This window comes from Arthrobacter zhaoxinii (assembly GCF_025244925.1).
Taxonomy (GTDB): domain Bacteria; phylum Actinomycetota; class Actinomycetes; order Actinomycetales; family Micrococcaceae; genus Arthrobacter_B; species Arthrobacter_B zhaoxinii.
Genome location: NZ_CP104275.1, coordinates 2,751,725 through 2,773,228, shown reverse-complemented (window position 1 = coordinate 2,773,228; position 21,504 = coordinate 2,751,725). Strand labels below are relative to the sequence as shown.

Annotated in this window: 23 protein-coding genes and 1 tRNA gene; 14 read left to right on the top strand and 10 right to left on the bottom strand. The window is 65.9% G+C overall.

Annotated elements, in window-relative coordinates; translation table 11 throughout:
* Positions 1 to 2: 2 nt before the first annotated feature.
* The 4 genes from N2K95_RS12900 to N2K95_RS12885 form a co-directional block, all read right to left on the bottom strand.
* Positions 3 to 959: an NUDIX hydrolase gene (locus tag N2K95_RS12900; RefSeq protein WP_407079903.1), complete on the bottom strand. Its 957-nt coding sequence runs from the start codon at positions 957 to 959 to the stop codon at positions 3 to 5.
* An 8-nt stretch (positions 960 to 967) separates the two neighbouring features.
* The gene (locus N2K95_RS12895; protein ID WP_260651854.1) at positions 968 to 3,193 is read right to left on the bottom strand and encodes an RNA degradosome polyphosphate kinase; all 2,226 of its coding nucleotides are present in this window, start codon (positions 3,191 to 3,193) and stop codon (positions 968 to 970) included.
* Positions 3,194 to 3,282: 89 nt separating this feature from the next.
* On the bottom strand, positions 3,283 to 4,272 hold the full coding sequence (gene mshD / locus N2K95_RS12890; RefSeq protein ID WP_260651853.1) for a mycothiol synthase: 990 nt from the start codon (positions 4,270 to 4,272) through the stop codon (positions 3,283 to 3,285).
* Positions 4,273 to 4,333: 61 nt separating this feature from the next.
* Positions 4,334 to 5,038 carry a winged helix-turn-helix transcriptional regulator gene (locus tag N2K95_RS12885; RefSeq protein ID WP_260651852.1) on the bottom strand — a complete coding sequence of 235 codons (705 nt, stop codon included), beginning with the start codon at positions 5,036 to 5,038 and terminating at the stop codon, positions 4,334 to 4,336.
* Between the two features lie 192 nt (positions 5,039 to 5,230).
* Here N2K95_RS12885 and N2K95_RS12880 point away from each other — a divergent pair, with 192 nt between their 5' ends.
* The 4 genes from N2K95_RS12880 to N2K95_RS12865 all read left to right on the top strand — a co-directional run bounded on the left by N2K95_RS12880 (position 5,231) and on the right by N2K95_RS12865 (position 8,395).
* Positions 5,231 to 5,923 carry a hypothetical protein gene (locus N2K95_RS12880; protein ID WP_260651851.1) on the top strand — a complete coding sequence of 231 codons (693 nt, stop codon included), beginning with the start codon at positions 5,231 to 5,233 and terminating at the stop codon, positions 5,921 to 5,923.
* A gap of 273 nt (positions 5,924 to 6,196) precedes the next feature.
* On the top strand, positions 6,197 to 6,796 hold the full coding sequence (locus N2K95_RS12875; protein ID WP_255790563.1) for a nitrobindin family protein: 600 nt from the start codon (positions 6,197 to 6,199) through the stop codon (positions 6,794 to 6,796).
* A gap of 47 nt (positions 6,797 to 6,843) precedes the next feature.
* Positions 6,844 to 7,935: a CAF17-like 4Fe-4S cluster assembly/insertion protein YgfZ gene (gene ygfZ, locus N2K95_RS12870; protein ID WP_260651850.1), complete on the top strand. Its 1,092-nt coding sequence runs from the start codon at positions 6,844 to 6,846 to the stop codon at positions 7,933 to 7,935.
* Between the two features lie 58 nt (positions 7,936 to 7,993).
* Positions 7,994 to 8,395: an ankyrin repeat domain-containing protein gene (locus N2K95_RS12865; RefSeq protein WP_260651849.1), complete on the top strand. Its 402-nt coding sequence runs from the start codon at positions 7,994 to 7,996 to the stop codon at positions 8,393 to 8,395.
* Between the two features lie 7 nt (positions 8,396 to 8,402).
* Here N2K95_RS12865 and N2K95_RS12860 read toward each other — a convergent pair whose 3' ends face one another.
* The 5 genes from N2K95_RS12860 to N2K95_RS16295 all read right to left on the bottom strand — a co-directional run bounded on the left by N2K95_RS12860 (position 8,403) and on the right by N2K95_RS16295 (position 12,563).
* The gene (locus tag N2K95_RS12860) at positions 8,403 to 9,119 is read right to left on the bottom strand and encodes a GNAT family N-acetyltransferase (protein ID WP_260651848.1); all 717 of its coding nucleotides are present in this window, start codon (positions 9,117 to 9,119) and stop codon (positions 8,403 to 8,405) included.
* 150 nt (positions 9,120 to 9,269) lie between these two features.
* Complete coding sequence (locus N2K95_RS12855; RefSeq protein ID WP_260651847.1) at positions 9,270 to 10,301, bottom strand: 6-phosphofructokinase; 1,032 nt, start codon at positions 10,299 to 10,301, stop codon at positions 9,270 to 9,272.
* 71 nt (positions 10,302 to 10,372) lie between these two features.
* Positions 10,373 to 10,615 carry a PspC domain-containing protein gene (locus tag N2K95_RS12850; protein WP_260651846.1) on the bottom strand — a complete coding sequence of 81 codons (243 nt, stop codon included), beginning with the start codon at positions 10,613 to 10,615 and terminating at the stop codon, positions 10,373 to 10,375.
* A 77-nt stretch (positions 10,616 to 10,692) separates the two neighbouring features.
* Positions 10,693 to 11,073 (bottom strand): hypothetical protein, encoded by a 381-nt coding sequence (locus tag N2K95_RS12845; RefSeq protein ID WP_260651845.1) that lies wholly within the window; start codon positions 11,071 to 11,073, stop codon positions 10,693 to 10,695.
* A gap of 2 nt (positions 11,074 to 11,075) precedes the next feature.
* Complete coding sequence (locus N2K95_RS16295; protein WP_313771087.1) at positions 11,076 to 12,563, bottom strand: PspC domain-containing protein; 1,488 nt, start codon at positions 12,561 to 12,563, stop codon at positions 11,076 to 11,078.
* A gap of 134 nt (positions 12,564 to 12,697) precedes the next feature.
* On the opposite strand from N2K95_RS16295, the gene N2K95_RS12835 reads away from it, so the two are divergent.
* Both N2K95_RS12835 and N2K95_RS12830 read left to right on the top strand, forming a co-directional pair.
* Positions 12,698 to 14,083, top strand: a complete 1,386-nt coding sequence (locus N2K95_RS12835; protein WP_260651844.1) for an ATP-binding protein — start codon at positions 12,698 to 12,700, stop codon at positions 14,081 to 14,083.
* The gene (locus N2K95_RS12830) at positions 14,080 to 14,739 is read left to right on the top strand and encodes a LuxR C-terminal-related transcriptional regulator (RefSeq protein WP_255790552.1); all 660 of its coding nucleotides are present in this window, start codon (positions 14,080 to 14,082) and stop codon (positions 14,737 to 14,739) included. Before N2K95_RS12835 ends, N2K95_RS12830 begins: the two co-directional genes overlap by 4 nt.
* 4 nt (positions 14,740 to 14,743) lie before the next feature.
* Here the strand turns inward: N2K95_RS12830 and N2K95_RS12825 are convergent, their stop codons facing one another.
* Positions 14,744 to 15,964 (bottom strand): pyridoxal phosphate-dependent aminotransferase, encoded by a 1,221-nt coding sequence (locus N2K95_RS12825; protein WP_260651843.1) that lies wholly within the window; start codon positions 15,962 to 15,964, stop codon positions 14,744 to 14,746.
* Positions 15,965 to 16,258: 294 nt separating this feature from the next.
* Between N2K95_RS12825 and N2K95_RS12820 the strand changes: the two genes are divergently transcribed.
* The 8 genes from N2K95_RS12820 to rplL all read left to right on the top strand — a co-directional run bounded on the left by N2K95_RS12820 (position 16,259) and on the right by rplL (position 21,481).
* A tRNA-Trp gene (locus N2K95_RS12820) sits at positions 16,259 to 16,331 on the top strand.
* 84 nt (positions 16,332 to 16,415) lie between these two features.
* On the top strand, positions 16,416 to 16,697 hold the full coding sequence (secE, locus tag N2K95_RS12815) for a preprotein translocase subunit SecE (protein ID WP_255790549.1): 282 nt from the start codon (positions 16,416 to 16,418) through the stop codon (positions 16,695 to 16,697).
* A gap of 94 nt (positions 16,698 to 16,791) precedes the next feature.
* A complete protein-coding gene (gene nusG / locus N2K95_RS12810) occupies positions 16,792 to 17,565 on the top strand; it encodes a transcription termination/antitermination protein NusG (RefSeq protein ID WP_255790548.1) in 774 nt (257 codons plus the stop codon).
* A gap of 129 nt (positions 17,566 to 17,694) precedes the next feature.
* Positions 17,695 to 18,126, top strand: coding sequence for a 50S ribosomal protein L11 (gene rplK / locus N2K95_RS12805; RefSeq protein ID WP_230021192.1), 432 nt, complete (start codon positions 17,695 to 17,697; stop codon positions 18,124 to 18,126).
* A 113-nt stretch (positions 18,127 to 18,239) separates the two neighbouring features.
* A complete protein-coding gene (gene rplA, locus N2K95_RS12800) occupies positions 18,240 to 18,947 on the top strand; it encodes a 50S ribosomal protein L1 (RefSeq protein ID WP_255790545.1) in 708 nt (235 codons plus the stop codon).
* 126 nt (positions 18,948 to 19,073) lie between these two features.
* Positions 19,074 to 20,156 (top strand): GNAT family N-acetyltransferase, encoded by a 1,083-nt coding sequence (locus tag N2K95_RS12795; protein WP_260651842.1) that lies wholly within the window; start codon positions 19,074 to 19,076, stop codon positions 20,154 to 20,156.
* Positions 20,157 to 20,475: 319 nt separating this feature from the next.
* Complete coding sequence (gene rplJ, locus N2K95_RS12790; RefSeq protein WP_260651840.1) at positions 20,476 to 21,045, top strand: 50S ribosomal protein L10; 570 nt, start codon at positions 20,476 to 20,478, stop codon at positions 21,043 to 21,045.
* Positions 21,046 to 21,106: 61 nt separating this feature from the next.
* The gene (gene rplL, locus N2K95_RS12785; protein WP_227918771.1) at positions 21,107 to 21,481 is read left to right on the top strand and encodes a 50S ribosomal protein L7/L12; all 375 of its coding nucleotides are present in this window, start codon (positions 21,107 to 21,109) and stop codon (positions 21,479 to 21,481) included.
* Positions 21,482 to 21,504: the final 23 nt, after the last annotated feature.

The following is a 21,504-nucleotide window of genomic DNA, read 5'->3' as shown; positions in this document are numbered from 1 at the left end:
CGCTAGTCGTCGAACGCGCGGTATTTTTCCAGGGACACGATCCGGCCCTCGTCCGCGCTGCTCACCTGGCAGATGACGGACTCGCCCGGGGCCAGATACGGGTCCTTGGCCGGCAGTCCGGCGGCCATGTCCACGGGCATGTGCGCAGCCAGCACGTCGAAGACCAGGGGCAGCACCGGCCGGTGCGTGCACACCGCCACGGGCTTGGCCTTGTCGAACAGACCCTCGACGGCGTTGCGGGCCTTTCCGGGTTTGCGCCTGGCGTTGTGCTCCGTGAGCGCGTCGACCGTCTTGAACTTGGAGCCCTCGGCCTTTACATAGGGGCGGACGGTCTGCACGCAGCGTACCCAGGGGCTGGAGACCACCCGTTTGGGCCGCCAGGACACCAGCAGCCGGGAGACGGCCATGGCCTGGCGCAGTCCCGTGGCGACCAGCGGACGTTCCCCTTCGGCACGGGTCCACGCGGAACGCGGCTTGGCCTTGGCATGCCGGACCACAATCAGCGGCCAGGTCCTCAGCCGCTGCTCGTTGTAGGCCGCCACGAGTTCCTCGAGCGGCAGCTTGTCCGTGGGGTTGGTTAGTGCTTCGGCAGCCTCTTCCGGGCTGCACCAGCGCGTTCCGTCCACTTCCTTGCCGTCGGGCCGGGCCTTGTCCGAATCCACGTGGGATGCCCAGTAGTGCACCATCTTCATGCCCGAGCCCACCGGATAGACGGTGGACGGCAGCGGGATGCCGAGGCTGATCCGCAGGCCCACTTCCTCCCGGACCTCGCGCACTGCGCATTCGGGGGTTGTTTCACCCTCATCCAGTTTGCCCTTGGGCCAGGACCAGTCGTCGTACCGGGGCCGGTGGATCATCAGGACCTGGAGCCTGCCTTCACGCACGCGCCAGCACAGGGCCCCCGCTGCCACCACCTTGATGGGGGTGTCTTCCTGAGCTGCGGGGGCCGGGGACTGCATTGCCTCCATTAGCGCCGGGCCGCCGAACGCTGGCGGGACCGTGAGGCCAGCAGCCAGGACTGGACGTCCTGGAGCGGGTTGCCTTCCTCATCCTTGTGGTGCCGGGTCCAGGTGCCTTCCGGATCCAGATGCCAGCTGGCCGTGCCCGGGTCCATGTACCGGTCCATCAGGGCGATGAGGTCGGCGACGTCGTCGCGGGCCACAAGCTGGACCAGGGCTTCGACCCGGCGGTCCAGGTTGCGGTGCATCATGTCCGCCGAGCCGATGAAGACCACGGGGTCCCCGCCGTTGGCGAAGGCGAATACCCGTGAGTGCTCCAGGAACCGGCCAAGCACGGAGCGGACCGTGATGTTCTCGCTCAGTCCCGGCACGCCGGGGCGGACGGAGCAGATGCCGCGGACAATCACGTCCACCTGCACCCCGGCCTGGGAGGCACGGTAGAGCGAGTCGATGATTGCCTCGTCCACCATCGAGTTGACCTTGATGATCACCCGCGCGTTCAGCCCGGCCTTCTTGTTCGCGATCTCGCGCTCAATCCGGTCGATCAGGCCGGACCGGACGGACCGCGGGGCCACGAGCAGGCGCTTGAACGTGGACTTCGGGGCGTAGCCCGAGAGCTGGTTGAACAGCTTGGTGAGGTCCTCGCCCACCTGCTCGTTCGCGGTCAGCAGGCCCAGGTCCTCGTAATAGCGGGCCGTGCGCGGGTGGTAGTTGCCCGTACCGATATGGCAGTAGCGGCGCAGTCCGTCCACTTCCTGCCGGACCACCAGGGACAGCTTGCAGTGCGTCTTCAGGCCCACAATGCCGTACACCACGTGCACGCCGGCCTGCTCGAGCTTGCGCGCCCAGGAAATGTTGGCCTGCTCATCAAACCTGGCCTTGATTTCCACCAGTGCCAGGACCTGCTTGCCGGCCTCGGCGGCGTCGATCAGCGCGTCGACAATGGGGGAGTCGCCCGAGGTCCGGTACAGCGTCTGCTTGATGGCCTGCACGCGCGGATCGGCGGCCGCCTGCTCCAGGAACGCCTGCGTGGACGTGGAGAAGGAGTCGTACGGGTGGTGCAGCAGGATGTCGCGGCGGCGCATCGCGGCGAACACGTTCGCCGGCTTGGAGGTCTCGGACTCCTTCAGGTGCCGGTTGGTGTGCGGCACCTGCTTCGGGTAGTGCAGGTCCGTCCGGTCGATCCGGCTGATGCCGGAAAGCCCGCGCAGGTCCAGCGGTGCGGGCAGGACATAGACCTCGTCCGACTCCACACCCAGTTCGCGTTCGAGCAGCTCCCGGATATTCGGGTTCATTTCCGGGGTGACCTCCAGGCGCACCGGCGGTCCGAAACGGCGGCGCAGCAGTTCCTTTTCCAGGGCCTGGAGGAGGTTCTCGGCGTCGTCCTCCTCCACCTCGAGGTCTTCGTTGCGGGTGACGCGGAAGGTGTAGTGCTCAATGACGTCCATGCCGGGGAAAAGCTGGTCCAGGTGCTGGGCAATAACGTCTTCGAGCGTGATGAACCGGGCGGTACGGCCGGCGACGTTTCCGGCGCGGGGACCGTCCACGGAGATCAGCCGGGGGAGCTGGTCGGGAACCTTGACGCGGGCAAAGAACTCCTTGCCGCTCACCGGGTTGCGCACCACCACGGCCAGGTTCAGGGAAAGGCCTGAAATGTACGGGAAGGGGTGGGCCGGGTCCACGGCCAAAGGGGTCAGGATGGGGAAGACCTTCGCCGCGAACTGCTTGTGCAGGCTCGTCTTGGCGGCATCGTCCAGCTCGTCCCAGCTGACCAGGTAAATCTGTTCCTCCGCCAGCGCCGGGCGGATCTGGTGGGCGAAGACGTCCGCATGGCGCTGCTGCAGCTGATAGCCGGCAGCCACGATTTCCTCGAGCTGTTCAATCGGGCTCATGCCCGCAGCAGAGGGGACGGCCAGCCCGGTGGCGATGCGCCGCTTGAGTCCGGCGACCCGGACCATAAAGAACTCGTCCAGGTTGGAGGCGAAGATGGACAGGAAGTTCACCCGTTCCAGCAGGTACAGCTCCGGATCCTCGGCCAGTTCCAGCACCCTGGCATTGAAGTCCAGCCAGCTGATCTCCCGGTCCAGGAACCGTTCCGGGGTGATCTCCCCGCTGGGAACAAGGGCTGGACCGAAGTCCGGGATGTCGATGCGGTCCTGGGTGGCCCGCGGTGCCGACATGGCCTCTGCGGACCCGAAGGTCGACCGGGGCTCGGCGTCGGTATCGAAACTCATAGTGTCTCCCTGGGGTGCTGGCGGCGGATCAGGGCAGGCGGTACGGGCGGACCGCCTGGCCCTGCAAACAACATTACAAGCTGCTCACCCTATGCGGGTGCGTACATCACGTCCTGGTCCCAGCGGACAAAGCCGAGCCGCCGGTACAGGGCGACGGCGGGCGTGTTGTCGGCGTCGACGTACAGCATGACGGCGTCCAGGCCCGCGGCGTGCAGGTGCTCAATGCCGGCCACGGTCAGGGCCTTGCCCAGGCCCCGGCCCTGCGCCTCGGGGGATACCCCCACCACGTAGACCTCCCCGATGGGCGGATGTCCGCCGGTGCCCGGGTGGATCTTGGTCCAGTGGAAGCCGAGGATCTTCCCGTCGTCGTCCACGGCGAGGAGGAAGCCTGCCGGATCAAACCAGTCCTCGTCCATGCGGGCCTGCAGGTCTGCAAGGCTCATGGATCCCTGCTCGGGGTGGTGCGCAAACGCGGCGGCGTTCGCGTCCAGCCAGGCCTGCTCGTCGCGGCCGGGTTCGAAGGCACGCAGCGACACCCCGGCCGGGAATTCCGCCTCGGGCAGGGAGGCATTGGACCGGCTCAGGCGCATCTTCCAGAGGTCGCGCACGGGCCGGTAGCCGAAGCGGGCAGCGAGCTCGACGGCGGCCTCGTGGTTTCCGTGCGACCAGGCAGCGGGCCGGGGGTCGCCTTCGCCGGGGGAGGAGGCGTTGCGCACCGAGTCCTGCACGGCGGCGGCAAGGGCAGTGCCGACGCCCTGGCTGCGGTAGTTCGGGTGCACCACCAGTTCCAGTACGCCCGGGTCCTGCGGGGTTTCGGAGATCAGGACGGCAACCCCGGCCAGATATTGTCCGCTGCCGGTGTCAGGGCCGGCGTCCAGGGCATGGGTGGTGAAGACGGACAACGTGTCCGGATCGGCGCCGGGGGACCGCAGGTCCACGAGCGTCTGCTCGGAGAGCGGCGGATTGCCGTCGGCGTCCTGCGCGGCGGACGCCAGCTGCAGGATGTCGGCGAGGGCGGCGGGCTCGGGCGTGCCACGGGTCTCGACCACGGGCCAGGCTGTCTGCGGTTCTTCACTCATGACGAAAGCCTAGCGCGGCCGGTGCGGCTCCGCTGGGCGGCGCCGCGTGCAGGGCCAGGCGTCAGGCGTCCTGGCTGGCGGCTGCCGCTGTTTCCGCCCGGGACCGGGTGAACCGGTAGCCGACGTTGCGGACCGTGCCGATCAGGGTTTCGTGGTCCGGTCCCAGCTTTGCCCGCAGCCGCCTGACATGCACGTCCACGGTCCGGGTGCCGCCGTAGTAGTCGTAGCCCCACACCTCGTGGAGCAGCTGGTCGCGGGTGAAGACCCGGCCGGGATGCTGCGCCAGGTATTTAAGGAGCTCAAACTCCTTGTAGGTCAGGTTCAGGGCCGTTCCGTTGACACGGGCGGTGTAACTGGCCTCGTCAATGACGACGCCGGAGGCGCGGATCTCGGTGGACGGTGCCTCGGCGGCGCCGGCGCCCCGCGCCGAGGCCAGCCGCAGCCGTGCCTCCAGTTCGGCGGGACCGGCGGAGTCCAGGATGACGTCGTCGGCGAGCCAGTTCGGGGCGACGGCGGCCATTCCGCCCTCAGTCAGGATGAGGATCAGCGGGGTACCCAAGCCTGTGGCCTTCAGGAGCTGGGTCAGGGAACGCGCACCGACCAGGTCCCTGCGGGCATCCACCAGGATCACGTCGCTGGGATCGGTATCCAGCAGGGCCGTCGGTTCCGCCGGCACCACATGGACCTTGTGGTTAAGGAGCTCCAGGGCAGGAAGGATGTGCACAGAAGAACCGGAACTGTTGGTCAGGAGCAAAATGTGCGACATAGGTCCTCCGAGTGTTGGGCGCACATCGTTGGGCACGTTTCTTCGCCGATCCGCTTGGCTTGAAGTGATCGAAGTATACCCATCGAGCTGCCGGGCCTGTCGCTTTTCTTCTGGAGCCCGTAATAAGGCAGGATAACTAGGGTGAAACTTTGGAGTTTAGCGGTGCCGGCGGCGCTTGCCATTATCGGTATCGTGAGCGCTTCCTACGTGTCCGTGCCCGCGGTGGCAGTGATCAGCGGCGTGGCCGCCCTCCTGACCGGCGTCAGCTGGCCGCACCTGATAGGGGTGCCGGTCCGCAGGACGCAGGGTGCGGCGCTGGGTCTGGTGGGTGCAGCAGCAGTGGTGGCAGCGTACTTCGCGCCCGCCGCGGCCATGCTGACCTGGCTGCCGGCCGCCGTCGCGGTGGGCGTCGGCGCCGTCTTCCTGATCCAGCTGCTCCGCGGCACGGGACAGGCACACCGCCTCGAGTCCATCGTCGGCATCATCTCCGGCGTGCTGGTTGCCGCCCTGGGCTCCGGCTGGGTGGCCGCCGCCCGGTTGGTCGGCACCGACGGGGATCCGGGACTCCTTACAGTGGCCGGCAGCGCCGCACTGGCAGCCGTTGCCGTGTCCCTGATTCCGCTTCCTGACCGGATGGCTGCACCGCTGGGCCTGCTCGTCGGCGGCCTGGCCGCATCACTGGTGGCACTGGTGGTTGCGGGCATTCCCTGGCACGTGGCAGCGTTCAGCGGCGTGGTGATTGCCGCCGTCGTGATGGCCTTCCGCCGCCTGGCCCTGTCCCGGAATGACGCGTCCAACGCTGCGGGACGGCTGGCACTGGGCCTGGCCCCGGTCCTCGTTGTGGGATCCGTGGTCTACTTCCTCGGCAGGCTCCTGGTTTCCTAGGCCTCGGCGGGCATGGTTTTTGCCCGCGGGTGCCTGTCATGATCGAATGGCGGAAAGGAAACTGTTCCTTCCGCGCGTTAGGATGTAGCCATGGTTGCTCTCGAAATTTTCTTTATTGCCCTGCTGGGCATCACCGGCCTCGGCATGGCCGGATTCGCTGCACTGGTCGTCTCCCGCCTGTACAAGGGTCAAAAGTAAACACCGGCCAGAAGTAAACACCGCCTGAAGCAAAAACCGGCTTCCCACCCGTAATACCGAAGGACAGGTCCCGCCATGCCAATGGAGATCCCCACCGATCTGACCCCGGAACTGGTACCGCTGTCCTGGCTCATCGGTACCTGGGAAGGGTCCGGACGCCTGGGCGAGGGGGAAGCCGATTCGGAGCACTTCGCCCAGAAGGTCACTTTCACCCAGAACGGCCTGCCGTACCTGCAGTACACCGCGGAAAGCTGGCTCACCGATGAGCAGGGCACCCGGCTGCGGCCGCTGGCAGTGGAAACCGGTTTCTGGGCCCTCGACCGTCCCCTCAATGACGCCGACGGCGGCCCCGGCCTGGTACCGGCGGACATTGTGCCCGCGCTCCGCAGTGCGGACGAGGTCGAAGAGCTGCGCAACGATGCGGGCGGCTTCGATATCACCGCAACCATCGTCCACCCGGGCGGCATCGCAGAGCTGTACTACGGCCAGATCAAGGGACCGCAGATCCAGCTCACCACGGACGTGGTCATGCGGGGCGTGAACTCCAAGCAGTACTCCGCAGCCACCCGTATCTACGGGCTGGTCAACGGAGACCTCTACTGGCGCTGGGACGTTGCTTCCGAGGGCGAAGCCCTCAAGGCCCATGCGTCGGCCATCCTGAACAAGACCTCCTGAAGCGGGCCTCAGGAATAGGCCCGCGCCGCTAGGACGTTGCATCTGTTATGACGTATTCCAGCCCCCTGCTCTCCCGCCACGGCGCCGTTGAAGCCGGCGGACTCGACGCCGGTACGGCCTCGCATTACGGCGATCCGCTGCGTGAACAACGCGACCTCGCCCGCGGAACCGCCGTCGTCGACCTGTCCTTCCGCGGCGTTGTCACCGTTACCGGACCCGACCGGCTCAGCTGGCTGAACACCCTGTCCTCCCAGCAGGTGGCCGATCTGCAGCCCGGAGTGAGCTCCGAACTGCTGCTGCTCAGCGTGCAGGGCCGCATCGATTACGACGCACGGATCATTGACGACGGCGCCACGGCCTGGCTGCTCGTGGAGGCCGCCGAAGCGCCCGGCCTGACCGAATGGCTGAACCGGATGAAGTTCATGCTCCGCGTCGACATCGCGGATGTCACTGACCAGTGGGCGGTCGCCGGCGCCACCGCCGAGGTGCCGCAGTGGAAGCAGTACCTGCGCTGGACCGATCCCTGGCCGCACATCGGAACCGGGGGATTTGCCTATACCGCCGTGCCGGAGGACGAGCACCCCGGATACGAGCGGCCCTGGTTCGAATACCTGATTCCGCGCGCCGGGTTCGCAAGCGCCATCGATGCCTCCGGCCGCACCCTCGCCGGCTCCATGGCCTCCGAAGCCCTGCGCATCGCCGCCTGGCGGCCGCGGCTGGGAGCGGAAACGGACGAGAAGACCATCCCGCACGAACTGGACCTGATCCGCACCGCAGTGCACCTGGCCAAGGGCTGCTACAAGGGCCAGGAAACCGTGGCCCGGGTCCATAACCTGGGGCACCCGCCGCGCCGGCTGGTGTTCCTGCAGCTGGACGGTTCGCAGCACACCCTTCCGGCCGCCGGCAGCCCGGTTCTGCTGGGGGAGCGTCAGGTGGGAACCCTGACTTCCGTCGGTGCGCACTACGAAATGGGCCCGGTGGGCCTTGCCGTGGTGAAGCGCTCCGTCGATCCGACCGTCCAGCTGGTGGTGAACGACGACGGTGAGTTGTACGCGGCCGCGCAGGAACCCATCGTCGCCCCCGATGCAGGGGCAGTGGTAGGACGTGCCTCGGGCTTCCTGAAGGCGCCGCGGCGCTAACCCCGCTTTCCCTCTGCCACATGTACAGCCGAAGAAAACCGATATCTCCAGGAGCGCCATGAGCACCCCCGAATCCCGCCCAGAAATCGACGACGACGTTATTGAGCTCGCAGGCATGGTCTTTGACGCCGCACGGGCCGGCGACACCGAAGGCATCCGCTACTATCTCGACGCAGGCGTGCCGGTGAACCTGACCAACGGTTCGGGGGACAACCTGCTGATGCTTGCCTCGTACCACGGGCACGCAGAGCTCACGGCACTGCTGGTGGAGCGCGGTGCGGACGTCAACACCCAGAATGACCGCGGCCAGACCCCGCTGGCCGGTGCCGCGTTCAAGGGGTACGTCGAAATCTTCCGTCTCCTTGCCGAGGCGGGCGCGGATCCCGACGCCGGATCCCCCACGGGACGGGACACGGCTGGCTTCTTCAAGCGGCAGGAAATGCTGGACCTGCTCGGCTAGCCCTGCCCTACGCGGACAGGGCTACGGAAGTCCGGCTGCCTGCCGGGATGAATCCTGAGCCGACGGCGGTCCTGGCGGCACCGATGTTGTCCAGCCGGGCACGCCACTGCGGAATGAGGCCGCCGGCCATGGCGTCTTCAAGGGCCACCGCGCTGATGTAGCTGCCCAGTCCCTGCAGCCTGTGGCCAGGCGCCGTCAGCACGCTCATATCCGCCAGGATGCCGTCGGTCACGCTGTAGCCGGCGCCGGCCACCGGCCGGGGGATGTCGAGGGAATCGTCCACCAGGACAAAGACTTCTTCCTTGCCGGCCAGCGAGGCCTCGGCCACGTCGTCCGGAGGGCAGAGCCGCTCCAGGGCGGCGGCCAGGTCCGGTTCGTAGGCTACGGCGAGGTCTTCGAGCGGAACCATGCTGGGAAAAGCGTCGGCGAAAAACAGCTGTTCGGCGCCCAGCACCCTCCCGCCGTGTTCCATGGACATCTTGATGAGTCCGGAGTTGCGGGTAAGCTCCGCTGCGCTCTGGGAGCGGGCGCGGTCTGCGGCCCATTCCGGTCCGCTGAAGACCTCGGTGCCGAAAAGGCGTAGGAAGCAGGCGGTTTCGGCCTGCTCGTCGACGCTGTAAATGCGTTCACCGGTCCCTGTCTCTGCGAGGGCATTGTCTGCCAGGCCCAGGTGGCGGGACCAGGCCAGCTGGATAATCGCGATGGTTCCCGAGTCCAGATTCATGGTTTTCAAACTACACCGCGCACTGTGCGCCCACGTAAACGCCCTGCCGGGCGGGCGGAATCCTCAGCAAATACACAGGATCGCTGACGGATTCCGTACGGCGGCAGGGCGCGCGGCGGGCAACGGGGCGGCAGGAACCCCAGACCCGGCCTAGCCGAAGAGAATGGCAGCCTCGTCGTAGCGCTGCTCGGGCACCGTCTTGAGGTTGCCCAGGGCCTTTTCGAAGCCGACGTGGACAATATCCGTACCGTGCAGCGCCACCATGGTTCCCCACAGGCCGTCCACCACCGAATCCACTGCCGCCATGCCCAGCCGGGTGGCCAGGACCCTGTCGAAGGCCGTGGGCACGCCGCCGCGCTGGATATGGCCCAGTACCGTGGCCCGGGTTTCGATGCCGGTCCGTGCCTCGATCTCCGGGGCCAGCAGTTCGCCGATCCCACCCAGCCGCGGACGGCCGAAACTGTCGAGGCCGCGCTCCGAATGCGGCATCTCCATGTCGGTGGTGACGAATCCTTCGGCCACCACCACCAGCGGTGCACGTCCACGGTCCCGGGCATCGCTGACCCACTGGGAGATCTGGTCAATGCTGACCGGGTGCTCGGGAATCAGGATGGCGTGGGCGCCGGCCGCCATACCGGTATGCAGGGCAATCCAGCCGACATGCCGGCCCATCACTTCGGCCACCATGCAGCGGTGGTGGGATTCACCGGTGGTGCGCAGCCGGTCGCAGGCCTCGGTGGCAATCTCCACGGCGGTATCGAAACCGAAGGTGTAGTCCGTGGCGTCCAGGTCGTTATCGACGGTTTTGGGGACGCCTACGATTTTCAGTCCGGCGTCCGTCAGCCGTTGTGCAGCGGCAAGGGTGCCCTCGCCGCCGATGGCGATGACTGCGTCGATCCCCAGGCGCTCCAGCGTTGCCTTGATCTTTTCCGGGCCGCCGTTGGGGCCTTCAAACGGGTTGGTGCGGGAGGTCCCGAGGATCGTGCCGCCCTGCTTGGAGATACCGCGGACGCTGGAGCGCGGGAGGTCCATGATGTCGCCGTCGACGACGCCGCGCCAGCCGTCACGGAAGCCGACGAACTCAATGTCCTCGTATTCCTTGATGCCTTTGAGGACGGCACCGCGGATCACGGCGTTCAGCCCGGGGCAGTCGCCTCCGCTGGTGAGGATACCGATTTTCATGTGATTACCCCTGGATCTGCTGGCGGTGGGTGGGTCTTGCCCTTGATTCTAGCCAGCCCTGAGGGCACCGACTAAGCGCGGGGACTCACCAGTGACTGCAGGAGGATGGTTCCATCGGTTTTCGGCAGCAGCAGCCAGGCCACCAGATAGGTGCCGATCCCTACAAAAGGCAGCAGGAAACTGAGGAGGACGCCGATCCGGACCAGGGACACATCCCAGCCGTAGGCAGCGGCAATACCGGCGCAGACCCCGCCGAGCCAGCCTTTCCGCCGTTTGATCGGGGAGGAGCGCACAATGCTGAAGAACTTTTCCATGGACTAAGCCTTATCTGATGGTGTCGGAATAGGGAAATGAGGGACAGGCTGGGGGAGGGTGCGGAGGGGAATCCGCCTCAACGGGAGCGGTTCCGTTGAAGGCCGGACAGGAACCCGCCCACCAGGAGGGCCAGGCCGGCACCAAGGGCGAGGCAAAGGGCCAGCACCATCGGATCCACCGAAAGGTTCACGGTGTTGATCAGCAGTACGAGTACGGCCAGGACGGTCAACACCAGGCCCCACACCACTGTCCCCACCTGCAGTGCGCGGGGAGGGACGGGGACCGGGCTGTCATCGGTCTCCACCGCCGGTGCAGCGGAGCCGCGGGGGTCCACCGGGTCTGTTGCGGGACTGCCGGGACCCGGGTCCGCGGCCGGTGCCGACAGACGGTCCGGGGCTTCATAGCTTTCCGGTCCGTACTGGCGTCCCAGATAATCCCTCTCGTTGTCCTGTTCCATGGTTAAAGATCGCTTTCTTCAGTCGTGACGAGTACGTTCCCCGCGAGTCCGCGGACATCAATGGTGATCCGGTCTCCGTCGGCGCCGTCGTTGAGCGTGCGCTCGTCGGATGGCTGCCACAGCCCGCTGTATTCCTGCCGGTCCGATCCGTCGTTTACCTCGACATTTCCCGCAGTCATGCCGAACCGGATCGTTACCGGCGCATCGTCGGGAACCAGGATGGCGAGGTTCCCTGCGGCGACGCTGGCCGGGATCTCGAAGTTCCCCGAAGTCTCGGTCTCCCGCAGGTCAACTGTGCCGTTGGCGGCGATCACGGTGTAGCCGCCGCCCGCCTGGGCAGCGTCCCGCGGCGCCCACTCCGCATTGCTGGCCACCAGCAGGTTGGCGTTGGCCATGCTGCCCTGGGTCAGGAGGGAGGCTACGAGGGCTGCCACTGCCGCCGTGCCGATCCCGCCGGAGTGCCTGCCGACCACGCCCAGGATCACGATGCCGATGCCCAGGACGGCAGCGGCCGCTGCCAAGGCAACCGATACCGGTGCGCCCAGGGAAAGGACGTTGACGTAATCCAGGGCGAGGACGGTTCCGCCTGCGAGCAGGGCGGCACCGAAGAGAGCCGCGGCGAAGGACCCCGGGGCTCCCGGGATGCGCTTTGCCTTTTCGGTGCGTTCGGCGTTCCGCTTCGAGTCGGCTGCCGGCGGCGGAACTGGTCCGGGCGGAACGGCAAACCCGCCGTGCGGTGCGGCGGTAAAGGGAGCTGTGCCGCCGGCAGGTGCAGAACCGGCAGGGGCGGTGCCGGTGGCGTCCATACCGGGTTTGGCCAGCGAAACGGGCCTGCCGGGACGGGACTCCTGGGTTCCGGTAGTCCCGGCACCGGCGGGAGGAGTGACGGCGCCTGAGGCCGCCGGGTCCCCGGACGCATCCGCAGCGGCTCCATGGCCGGAAACGAGCTTGTGTCCCTTCCCCGTGGAGAACCAGTAAATGGCGGCCACACCCGCACCGATCCAGAACAGCGTCCAGACGGCGGCGCCGAACCAGCTGTCTGCGAGGAAGGAAGCGCCGGGGCCGCCCATGCCGATGAGGGCGAAAATGAGCGCCCCGGTCATGCCCGATGTCCAGGTTCCGCGGCCCGCCTCTTCGAGATGGATCCTGCCGTCCGGTTCCGGAAGCAGTGCCCAGGCGACCCCGTACGCCAGGAAACCGATTCCGAAGACACCCAGGACTACAAACAGGCCGCGGATAAGCACCGGATCCAGTCCGGTCCGCGCGGCGATCCCGGTGGCTACTCCGCCGAACCACCGGTCACCGCCGCGCACGACGCCGAACGAGCGGACCCAGCGAAAGAAACCGCCGTGGATGGCGGAGGGTGCCGGCCCGGCACCTTCCGCACCGGTGCCGGCTGCATGGCTGCCTGCCGGGGCAGGCCGCTGCTCAGCTGCAGGCTGCGGTGCGGGGTCTTGTGCTCCGGAATCAGGAAATGGGGAAGGGTTCATGCCTCCAGTCTTCTCCCGCTGCCGCCCGGCCGCATCAGGGACTACCCTGAGCTGCCCCTGAACGTGCCCTGAAGAAACACACTAATTGGCCTCCGGGCCGGTCCCCGGCACCTCCGGCGTGCTTGGATGGGGCCATGAGAGAACCCTTGGTGCGTCCCCGCGACCGGATTATTGCCGGCGTCTGCGCCGGACTCGCAGCACACCTGGGCTGGCCCGTGAAGCTGACCCGGATCCTCATGGCCGTGCTGGTGCTGGGTGCCGGAAGCGGCGTCATTCTCTACGGCTGGCTGTGGGTCATGGTGCCGACGCAGGAGGAGCAGGAGAAAAAGGAGCAGGTCTCCGCCAACCCGCGCAGTATTGCCGAGAACTATGCCCGGCAGCTGCGGGAAGGCGCAGTGCCTTCGCACGGTCCCGGAAAGGGTCCAGGAAAGGCAGGGCAGCGGGAGGTGGCAGCCGGCCTTGCCCTGCTGCTGGTGGCTGCAGCCGTCATTGCCCAGCGGCTGGGCGCGGACCTGAACTGGGGGCTGTTTGTTCCGGTCGCCGCGATTGCCGGCGGTGCGGTGCTGGCCTGGTCCCAGTTGGATGAGCGCCGGCGGGCAGGGCTGATGAACAGCGCCGGCGCGGACCGTGCCTCCGGCCTGATCCGGCTCACAGCAGGCCTGCTGCTGGTGGTGGCCGGGGTGCTGGTGGTTATCTCGGGGGCCGTGAGCTGGGATGTCCTGATGTCCGGGCTGCTGGCCTCCGCCGCCGTGCTGGCCGGCGTGGCACTGGTTTTCACACCGTGGGCCGTAAAACACTGGCGGGACCTGGAAGCGGAACGGTCCGGACGGATCCGGCAGACCGAACGGGCTGAAATTGCGGCCCACCTGCACGACTCGGTCCTGCAGACCCTGGCCCTGATCCAGAAAAGGGCCGGCTCCGAGCAGGATGTGATCCGGCTCGCCCGGGCCCAGGAAAGGGAGCTGCGGCAGTGGCTGTACTCTGACCGGGCCCGGGCGGAAGACCACCTCGTTGAATGCCTGCGCCGCATGGCTGCTGAAATAGAGGACGCCTACGGGCACCCGATTGAGCTGGTGGCCGTTTCGGACGCGGAGCTGGATGAGCGGACCGAAGCCCTGGCCTCCGCCGCCCGGGCGGCCGTGCTCAACGCTGCGCAGCATGCCGGCGGAACGGTTTCCGTTTATGTTGAATGCCGGCCCGAGCAGCTCGAAGTCTTTGTGCGGGACCGCGGGCCCGGATTCGATCCGGAGGCGGTGCCCCCGGACCGCATCGGTGTGCGCGGCTCCATTATCGGACGGATGCAGCGCGCCGGGGGCAGCGCCGCCATCCGCAGCACTTCGGACGGCACCGAGGTCCGGCTGGTGCTGCCGCTGCCGAACGGCCCCGAGAACGGTTCCGGTGAGCCGGGAACGGGCGGTACCGCGGGCAATACGGCGCACGGCGCCAGGGCAGCACGCCCCCGGGAGGCCGGGAAGAACTCTCCAATCCATGTCTCGAGCAACGGAGCACAACCTCAATGACGGCCCACCCGCAGCTGCCCATCGACGTCGTGGTGGTCGATGACCATGCCATTTTCCGCTCCGGCCTCCGGGCGGACCTGGACGCACGGATCAACGTGGTGGCCGAAGCAGACAGCGTGGAAACGGCAGTTGCAGTGATCACGGCCCGGCGGCCCGCCGTCGTCCTCCTGGACGTCCACCTGCCCGGCGGCAACGGCGGCGGCGGCGCGGAAGTGCTCGCCGGGTGCGCCGGGCTGCTCGGGGTCACCAGGTTCCTGGCGCTGAGCGTGTCCGACGCCGCCGAAGACGTGGTGACGGTGATCCGTGCCGGTGCCCGCGGCTACGTCACCAAAACCATCTCCGGGCCGGAGATTTCCGACGCCGTTGTCCGGGTGGCCGGCGGCGACGCCGTCTTCTCGCCCCGCCTGGCCGGATTCGTGCTTGATGCCTTCGGTACGGCGAGCGTGGCGGTCGATGACGAACTGGACCGTCTCTCGGCGCGCGAACTGGAGGTCATGCGGCTGATCGCCCGCGGCTACAGCTACAAGGAGGTGGCCCGCGAGCTGTTTATTTCCGTGAAGACCGTGGAAACCCATGTTTCCTCGGTGCTGCGCAAACTCCAGCTCTCCTCACGGCACGAGCTCACCCGCTGGGCCGCGGACCGCCGCCTGCTCTAGCTGCCTACCGGCCCTTGCCGAGGAAGTCCTGCAGCCGCTCCATGCCGACGGCGAGGTCTTCGTCGCCCAGGGCGTACGAGAGGCGGAGGTAGCCCGAGGGGCCGAAGGCTTCGCCCGGCACCACGGCAACTTCCACGGTATCCAGGATCAGGGCTGCCAGCTCGGCGGAGGTCTGCGGCCGGACCGGACCGTTCTTGCCCGGGAACTCGCGTCCAAGCAGTCCGCGGACATCCGCGTAGGCGTAGAACGCACCTTCGGGCATGGGGCACTCCACACCGTCAATCGAGTTCAGGGCCGAAACCATGGCCTTGCGGCGGCGGTCAAAGGCCTGCTTCATTTCGTCCACGGCGGTCAATGGTCCCGACACCGCAGCCAGCGCCGCCATCTGCGACACGTTGGACACGTTGGAGGACAGGTGGGACTGCAGGTTGGTGGCGGCCTTGATGACGTCCGGGGCGGCGATCATCCAGCCGACCCGCCAGCCGGTCATGGCGTAGGTCTTGGCCACGCCGTTGAGCACAATTACCTTGTCGCCGAGCTCCGGTGCAGCCGTGGCAATGGAGGTAAAGGGCACGCCGTCGTACGTCAGGTGCTCGTAAATCTCGTCCGTGATGACCCACAGCCCGTGTTCCGCAGCCCACCGCCCGATCTCCGCCACCTGCTCCGGCGGGTACACCGCGCCCGTCGGGTTCGACGGCGAGACGAAAAGGAGGACCTTGGTGCGTTCCGTGCGGGCGGCCTCGAGCTGCTCGACGCTCACCAGGTAGCCCTGTTCCGGCCCGGCGAAGACCTCCACCGGAACACCGCCGGCCAGCCGGATCGCCTCCGGGTACGTGGTCCAGTACGGGGTGGGAACCAGGACTTCGTCGCCCGGATCCAGCAGTGTGGCGAAGGATTCGTACACGGCCTGCTTGCCCCCGTTGGTCACCAGGACCTGTGCGGGCTCGACGGCGTAACCGGAGTCCCGCAGGGTCTTGGCCGCAATGGCCTTTTTCAGTTCAGGCAGCCCTCCGGCGGGGGAGTAGCGGTGGAAGCGCGGCTGGCGGGCGGCGTCCACGGCGGCGTCGACAATGTAGTCGGGGGTGGGAAAGTCCGGTTCCCCGGCGCCGAAACCGATCACCGGGCGCCCGGCCGCCTTGAGGGCCTTGGCCTTGGCATCCACTGCCAGGGTTGCGGACTCGGCAATGGATGCGATGCGCTCTGATATACGGCCGGTGGAAGACATGGGGTTCCCGTCTGGTGTGTGGCAGCTTAGGTGCGCCCCGTCGGTCCTGCCGGACGACGGCGGCATTCCACCAGTTTAGGCGCTCGGAATCCGCGCCGCAGGCACGCCCGGCCCGCGGCAGAGCCGCCCGGTTCGACGGGACGCCAAAGTTTGCGTAGACTGGTTCTTCGGTGGTTGTCCTCACCGCGCTGTCTCGTGTCTTTCGAGTGGATTGTGTCTTGCAAGCGGACCTGTTGGGAAACTAACGTCCTTCCGCTGTGGCTACAATGGTGCGGTAGGGAAATTTTCCTCCATAGGGTAGTGGCGCAATTGGTAGCGCAGCGGTCTCCAAAACCGCAGGTTGCAGGTTCGAGTCCTGTCTGCCCTGCGCAGAACTGTCATTTCCGGCAGCTCAGCAGTCCTTCATGGAATGAGCAGTCCCAGCGCATGCTGCGATTGTGAACCGACACAGATGAGTGAGGCGAAGGTGACCGAGACAGCTGCCAGCAGCTCCAAGGGACACCCCTCCAGCGGGCCCAAAAAGCGGGGTTTCTTCGCCGGTATCGCTCTCTTCCTGCGCCAGGTGATCGCCGAACTCAAAAAGGTCGTCACCCCCACCCGTAAGGAACTGCTGAGGTACACACTCGTTGTCCTCGCGTTCGTGCTGGTGATGATGCTTATCGTTACGGCTCTCGACTTTGCCTTTGGCAGGGGCGCACTGTGGATCTTCGGCTCGGGCGGCGGCGAAAGCTAGCCAAAGACCTAAGGCTTCGCCCGCTGGGCGGAACCGGAGACCATGAGCTAGTGACAAACCCGATAGTGCTCTGAAGAAGAAAGCAGGAATCTACGTGTCCGAGCAAGAACTCGAATCACAGATCAATGACAACGCTGATCTGGATACCGAGGATCAGATCGCCGCAGCCGACGTCGACGAGGCGCCCGCTGCTGTTGATGCATCGGCCGACGAAGAAAACGCAGCTGAAGAAGCTGCTGATTCCGCAGAAGACGCTGAGCCTGAGGAAGATCCGGCCGAGGCCTTCAAGGCCAAGCTGCGCCGCCAGGAGGGTGACTGGTACGTCATCCACTCCTACGCCGGCTACGAAAACCGCGTGAAGTCCAACCTTGAGACCCGCATCCAGACACTGGACATGGAAGAGGACATCTTCGAGATCCAGGTCCCGATGGAGGAAGTCGTCGAGATCAAGAACACCACGCGGAAGATCGTCAACCGCGTGCGTATCCCCGGCTACGTGCTGGTGCGCATGAACCTCACCGATGAGTCCTGGGGCGTTGTCCGGCACACTCCCGGCGTCACCGGCTTCGTTGGCAACGCACACAACCCGACTCCGCTGAGCCTCTCCGAGGTGTACTCGATGCTCGAGCACACCGTGGTTTCGCCCAAGACCGAGGCCGGCAAGCCCGCGCAGCAGCAGTCGTCGAACATTGCAGTGGACTTCGAAATCGGCGAGCCCGTCACGGTCAACGAAGGACCGTTCGAAACGCTTCAGGCCACGATCTCCGAGATCAAGCCCGAATCCCAGCAGCTGGTGGTTCTCGTGACCATCTTCGAGCGCGAGACGCCTGTGACCCTTGGCTTCGGCCAGGTCACCAAGCTCCAGTAGCTTCCAGACTTCGCTGCCCGCAGGTCCGCTTTAACCTGCAGACAGCGTCCGGCCGCCAAGCCATGGCGGCCACCACCCCGGACGGACGCTCCTGTCCTTCGGGAACATAATTTAGAGAAGGACCCTTTCATGGCCCCCAAGAAAAAGGTCACCGGCCTCATCAAGCTGCAGATCAACGCAGGCGCCGCCAACCCGGCTCCTCCGATTGGTCCGGCACTTGGCCAGCACGGTGTCAACATCATGGAATTCTGCAAGCAGTACAACGCTGCAACGGAATCCCAGCGCGGCAACGTTATCCCGGTGGAAATCACCGTCTACGAAGACCGTTCCTTCACCTTCATCACGAAGACCCCTCCGGCTGCACAGCTGATCAAGAAGGCTGCCGGTGTAGCCAAGGGTTCCGCAACCCCGCACACCACCAAGGTTGCCAACCTGACCCAGGCTCAGGTCGAAGAGATCGCCACCATGAAGATGGAAGACCTCAACGCCAACGATGTCCAGGCAGCTGCCAAGATCATCGCAGGCACCGCCCGCTCGATGGGCATCACCGTACAGGGCTAAGTCCCCGTACTGGTTTCAATTTCACATAACTGCCGCCGCCCCTAACGGGCGACGGCGCGTGGCAGGGCCGGGCGCGGTCCGATAGACCACAACTGCACAAGGAGAAAAAGCAGATGGCAAAGCGCAGCAAAGCATATGAAGCAGCTGCAGCCAAGATCGATGCGGACAAGCAGTACGCACCGGTCGAGGCTGTAGAGCTGGCGAAGGACACCAATCCTTCCAAGTTCGACGCAACCGTTGAGGTGGCTTTCCGCCTGGGCGTTGACCCCCGTAAGGCTGACCAGATGGTCCGCGGCACGGTCAACCTGCCCCACGGCACCGGCAAGACGGCCCGCGTCCTCGTTTTCGCAACCGGCGAGAAGGCTGAAGCAGCAATCGCTGCCGGCGCCGACTTCGTTGGTTCCGACGACATGATCGAAAAGGTTGCAGCAGGCTGGACCGACTTCGACGCCGCAGTGGCTACCCCGGACATGATGGGCAAGGTCGGCCGCCTGGGCCGCGTGCTCGGCCCGCGTAACCTCATGCCGAACCCGAAGACCGGTACGGTTACCCCGAACGTGGCCAAGGCTGTCACGGACATCAAGGGTGGCAAGATCGACTTCCGCGTCGACAAGCACTCCAACCTGCACTTCATCATCGGCAAGGTGTCCTTCGACGCCCAGAAGCTGGCTGAGAACTACGCAGCAGCTCTGGAAGAGGTCCTTCGCCTCAAGCCGTCCGCAGCAAAGGGCCGCTACATCTCCAAGGCGACCGTGTCCACCACGTTCGGCCCGAGCATCAGCGTTGATCCCAACGTCACCAAGGTCCTCGCAGACGCATAGTCAGCAGTAGTACCTGGGGATTCTTCCCCTCCAAAGGGCGGCCGCAGCTTTTCGCTGCGGCCGCTTTTTTGTGTTCCCGGGCCTTGGCGTTTGGTATCGGGGACTGCGTGCGGAAGGATGTCGGCCATGACGCAGATGCAGGTCTCGATTGAGCCGATTGCCGTTCCGGCCGGACTGGACGCACCGGGGGCGGCGGACTTCGTTGCCGTTGCCGAACTGTTCAATGCCCAGCAGCAGGAATTCTGGGGCAACAATGACTTTTACGGTCCGCCGCAGGCGCAGCTTGCCGGCCGGGGGAGCACCCCGACCCGGCGGCGAGAGCTCCTGGCCGCCCGTGCCGGGGCCGACATCGTGGGGGTGGCCCAGATAAACCTCCCGCTGACCGACAACCTGCACAGTGGAACGGTCGACATTGTGGTGGCACCTTCCGCCCGACGCCGCGGCGTCGGAACGCGGCTCTACGCCGCGGCGGAGCAACTGGCGGTGGTGGACAACCGGCGCATGCTCATGGCGGAGACGGACCATTTGCTCTCCGGTGAGCCGGCGGGACCGTTCGCCGGCAACGCGTCGCTGGTCCCGCAGGACGCCGCCGCCTTATTCGCTTCCGCGTTGGGTTTCCGGCTGGAACTGGTGGACCGCGTCAGCCGGCTCGAGCTGGGAAGCCCTGCAGATGATGAGGCCGTGCTGGAACAGGCGAGGACCGCCGCGGGAGCAGGCTACGAACTCGTGTTCTGGAGCGGCGCATGTCCCGAGGACCTGATAGCGGCCTACGCACGTCTGCGGCAGAAGATGAGCACCGATGCACCCATGGGAGGACTGGACCTGGCGGAGGAAGTCTGGGACGAAGCCCGGGTGCGGGAAGCCGAGGGTCTGGCCCGCGACATGGACGCAGAGGTGCTGGTCAGCGCCGCCCGGCACGTTGCCACCGGTGAGCTTGCCGGCCACACTGTCCTGGAGGTTTTCCGCAACAACCCCGCTGTGGTTTACCAGGACGACACCCTGGTGCTGGAAGGCCACCGGGGGAACCGGCTGGGCATGCTGCTCAAAGCCGCGAACCTGGTCCGCCTCCGGGAGGCGGTTCCCGAAGCGCTCCGGGTTTACACCTGGAACGCCGAGGAAAACCGCCACATGCTCTCCATCAATGAGCGGCTGGGGTTCCGGGCCATCGGCTACTCCGGAGAGTGGCAAAAGGAGCTGTCCGCCGAGTGAAATCCGGGTGCGGCTGCCGTCCGAGCAGGCACCGCTGCCGGGATTTGTTCCCTGCCGGATTCTCCCGTACTCTGGAACTACCAAAGACCGTCGGTCGATGTGCATTCAATCCCACCGTAAGGCTGAACCTTCAGCCCTCCACGCGTGGAACCCGGTTGGAGAAACATCCGAAAGTCCCTTGATAGGGCGGCCTGCGCAGGTGAACGAACTGAACTCCGGAACTTTGTGTGTCCGTTGAGTGAAGCCCCGTGCATCTGCCCGGGGCGTTTTTTATGTTCGGGACCCGATCCACCGGCACTATTTCCCCGGAAGGAGGGTTATGGCAACGCCAACAAAGGTGTCAGCAGTCGAGGAGATCACCACCGATTTCAAGGAATCGACCGCTGCTGTCCTAACCGAATACCGCGGGCTCACCGTTGCACAGCTCAAGGAGCTGCGTCGTTCGCTCGGCCAGGACACCAAGTACTCGGTCGTAAAGAACACCCTGACTGGCATTGCAGCCAAGGAAGCCGGCATCGACGCGTTCGAAGGCCAGCTTGCCGGACCTACTGCAATTGCCTTCATCAAGGGTGACGCAGTTGCAGCTGCAAAGAGCCTGACGGATTTTGCCAAGACCAACCCGCAGCTCATCATCAAGACCGGTGTCTTCGAGGGCAATGCCCTGGATGCCGCCGGCGTAGCCGCACTGGCTGCCCTTGAGTCCCGTGAGCTCCAGCTTGCACGCGTCGCCGGTGTCCTCCAGGCACCGATGTCCATGCTCGCCCGTGCGGCTGACGCTCTGCGTACGAAGCTTGAAGAGGAAAGCGGCGCTCCCGCTGCCTCCGCTGCAGAAGAGGCCCCGGCCGCTGCAGAAGAAGCTCCGGCAGCAGAAGCAGCCACCGAAGAGTAGAACCTCTTCTCCATCAATCTCCGGTGCCTGCGTGCACCAACTATAGGAAGGACGCCACACCATGGCGAAGCTCACCAACGAAGAGCTCATTGAAGCTTTCAAGGAACTGTCCATCATCGAGCTCTCCGATTTCGTGAAGCTCTTCGAGGAGACGTTCGACGTCACCGCTGCTGCTGTCGCAGTTGCCGGCCCCGCTGCCGGTGCCGCTGAAGCCGCTGAAGAGAAGACCGAATTCGACGTCATCCTCGAAGCAGCCGGCGACAAGAAGATCGCAGTGATCAAGGAAGTTCGCTCCCTGACCTCGCTGGGTCTGAAGGAAGCCAAGGACCTGGTTGACAGCGCTCCGAAGGCCGTCCTCGAAGGCGCCAACAAGGAAGCCGCTGACAAGGCCAAGGAAGCTCTCGAAGCTGCCGGCGCCACCGTCACCGTCAAGTAGTTTTTACTGCCTCACCGCATAAA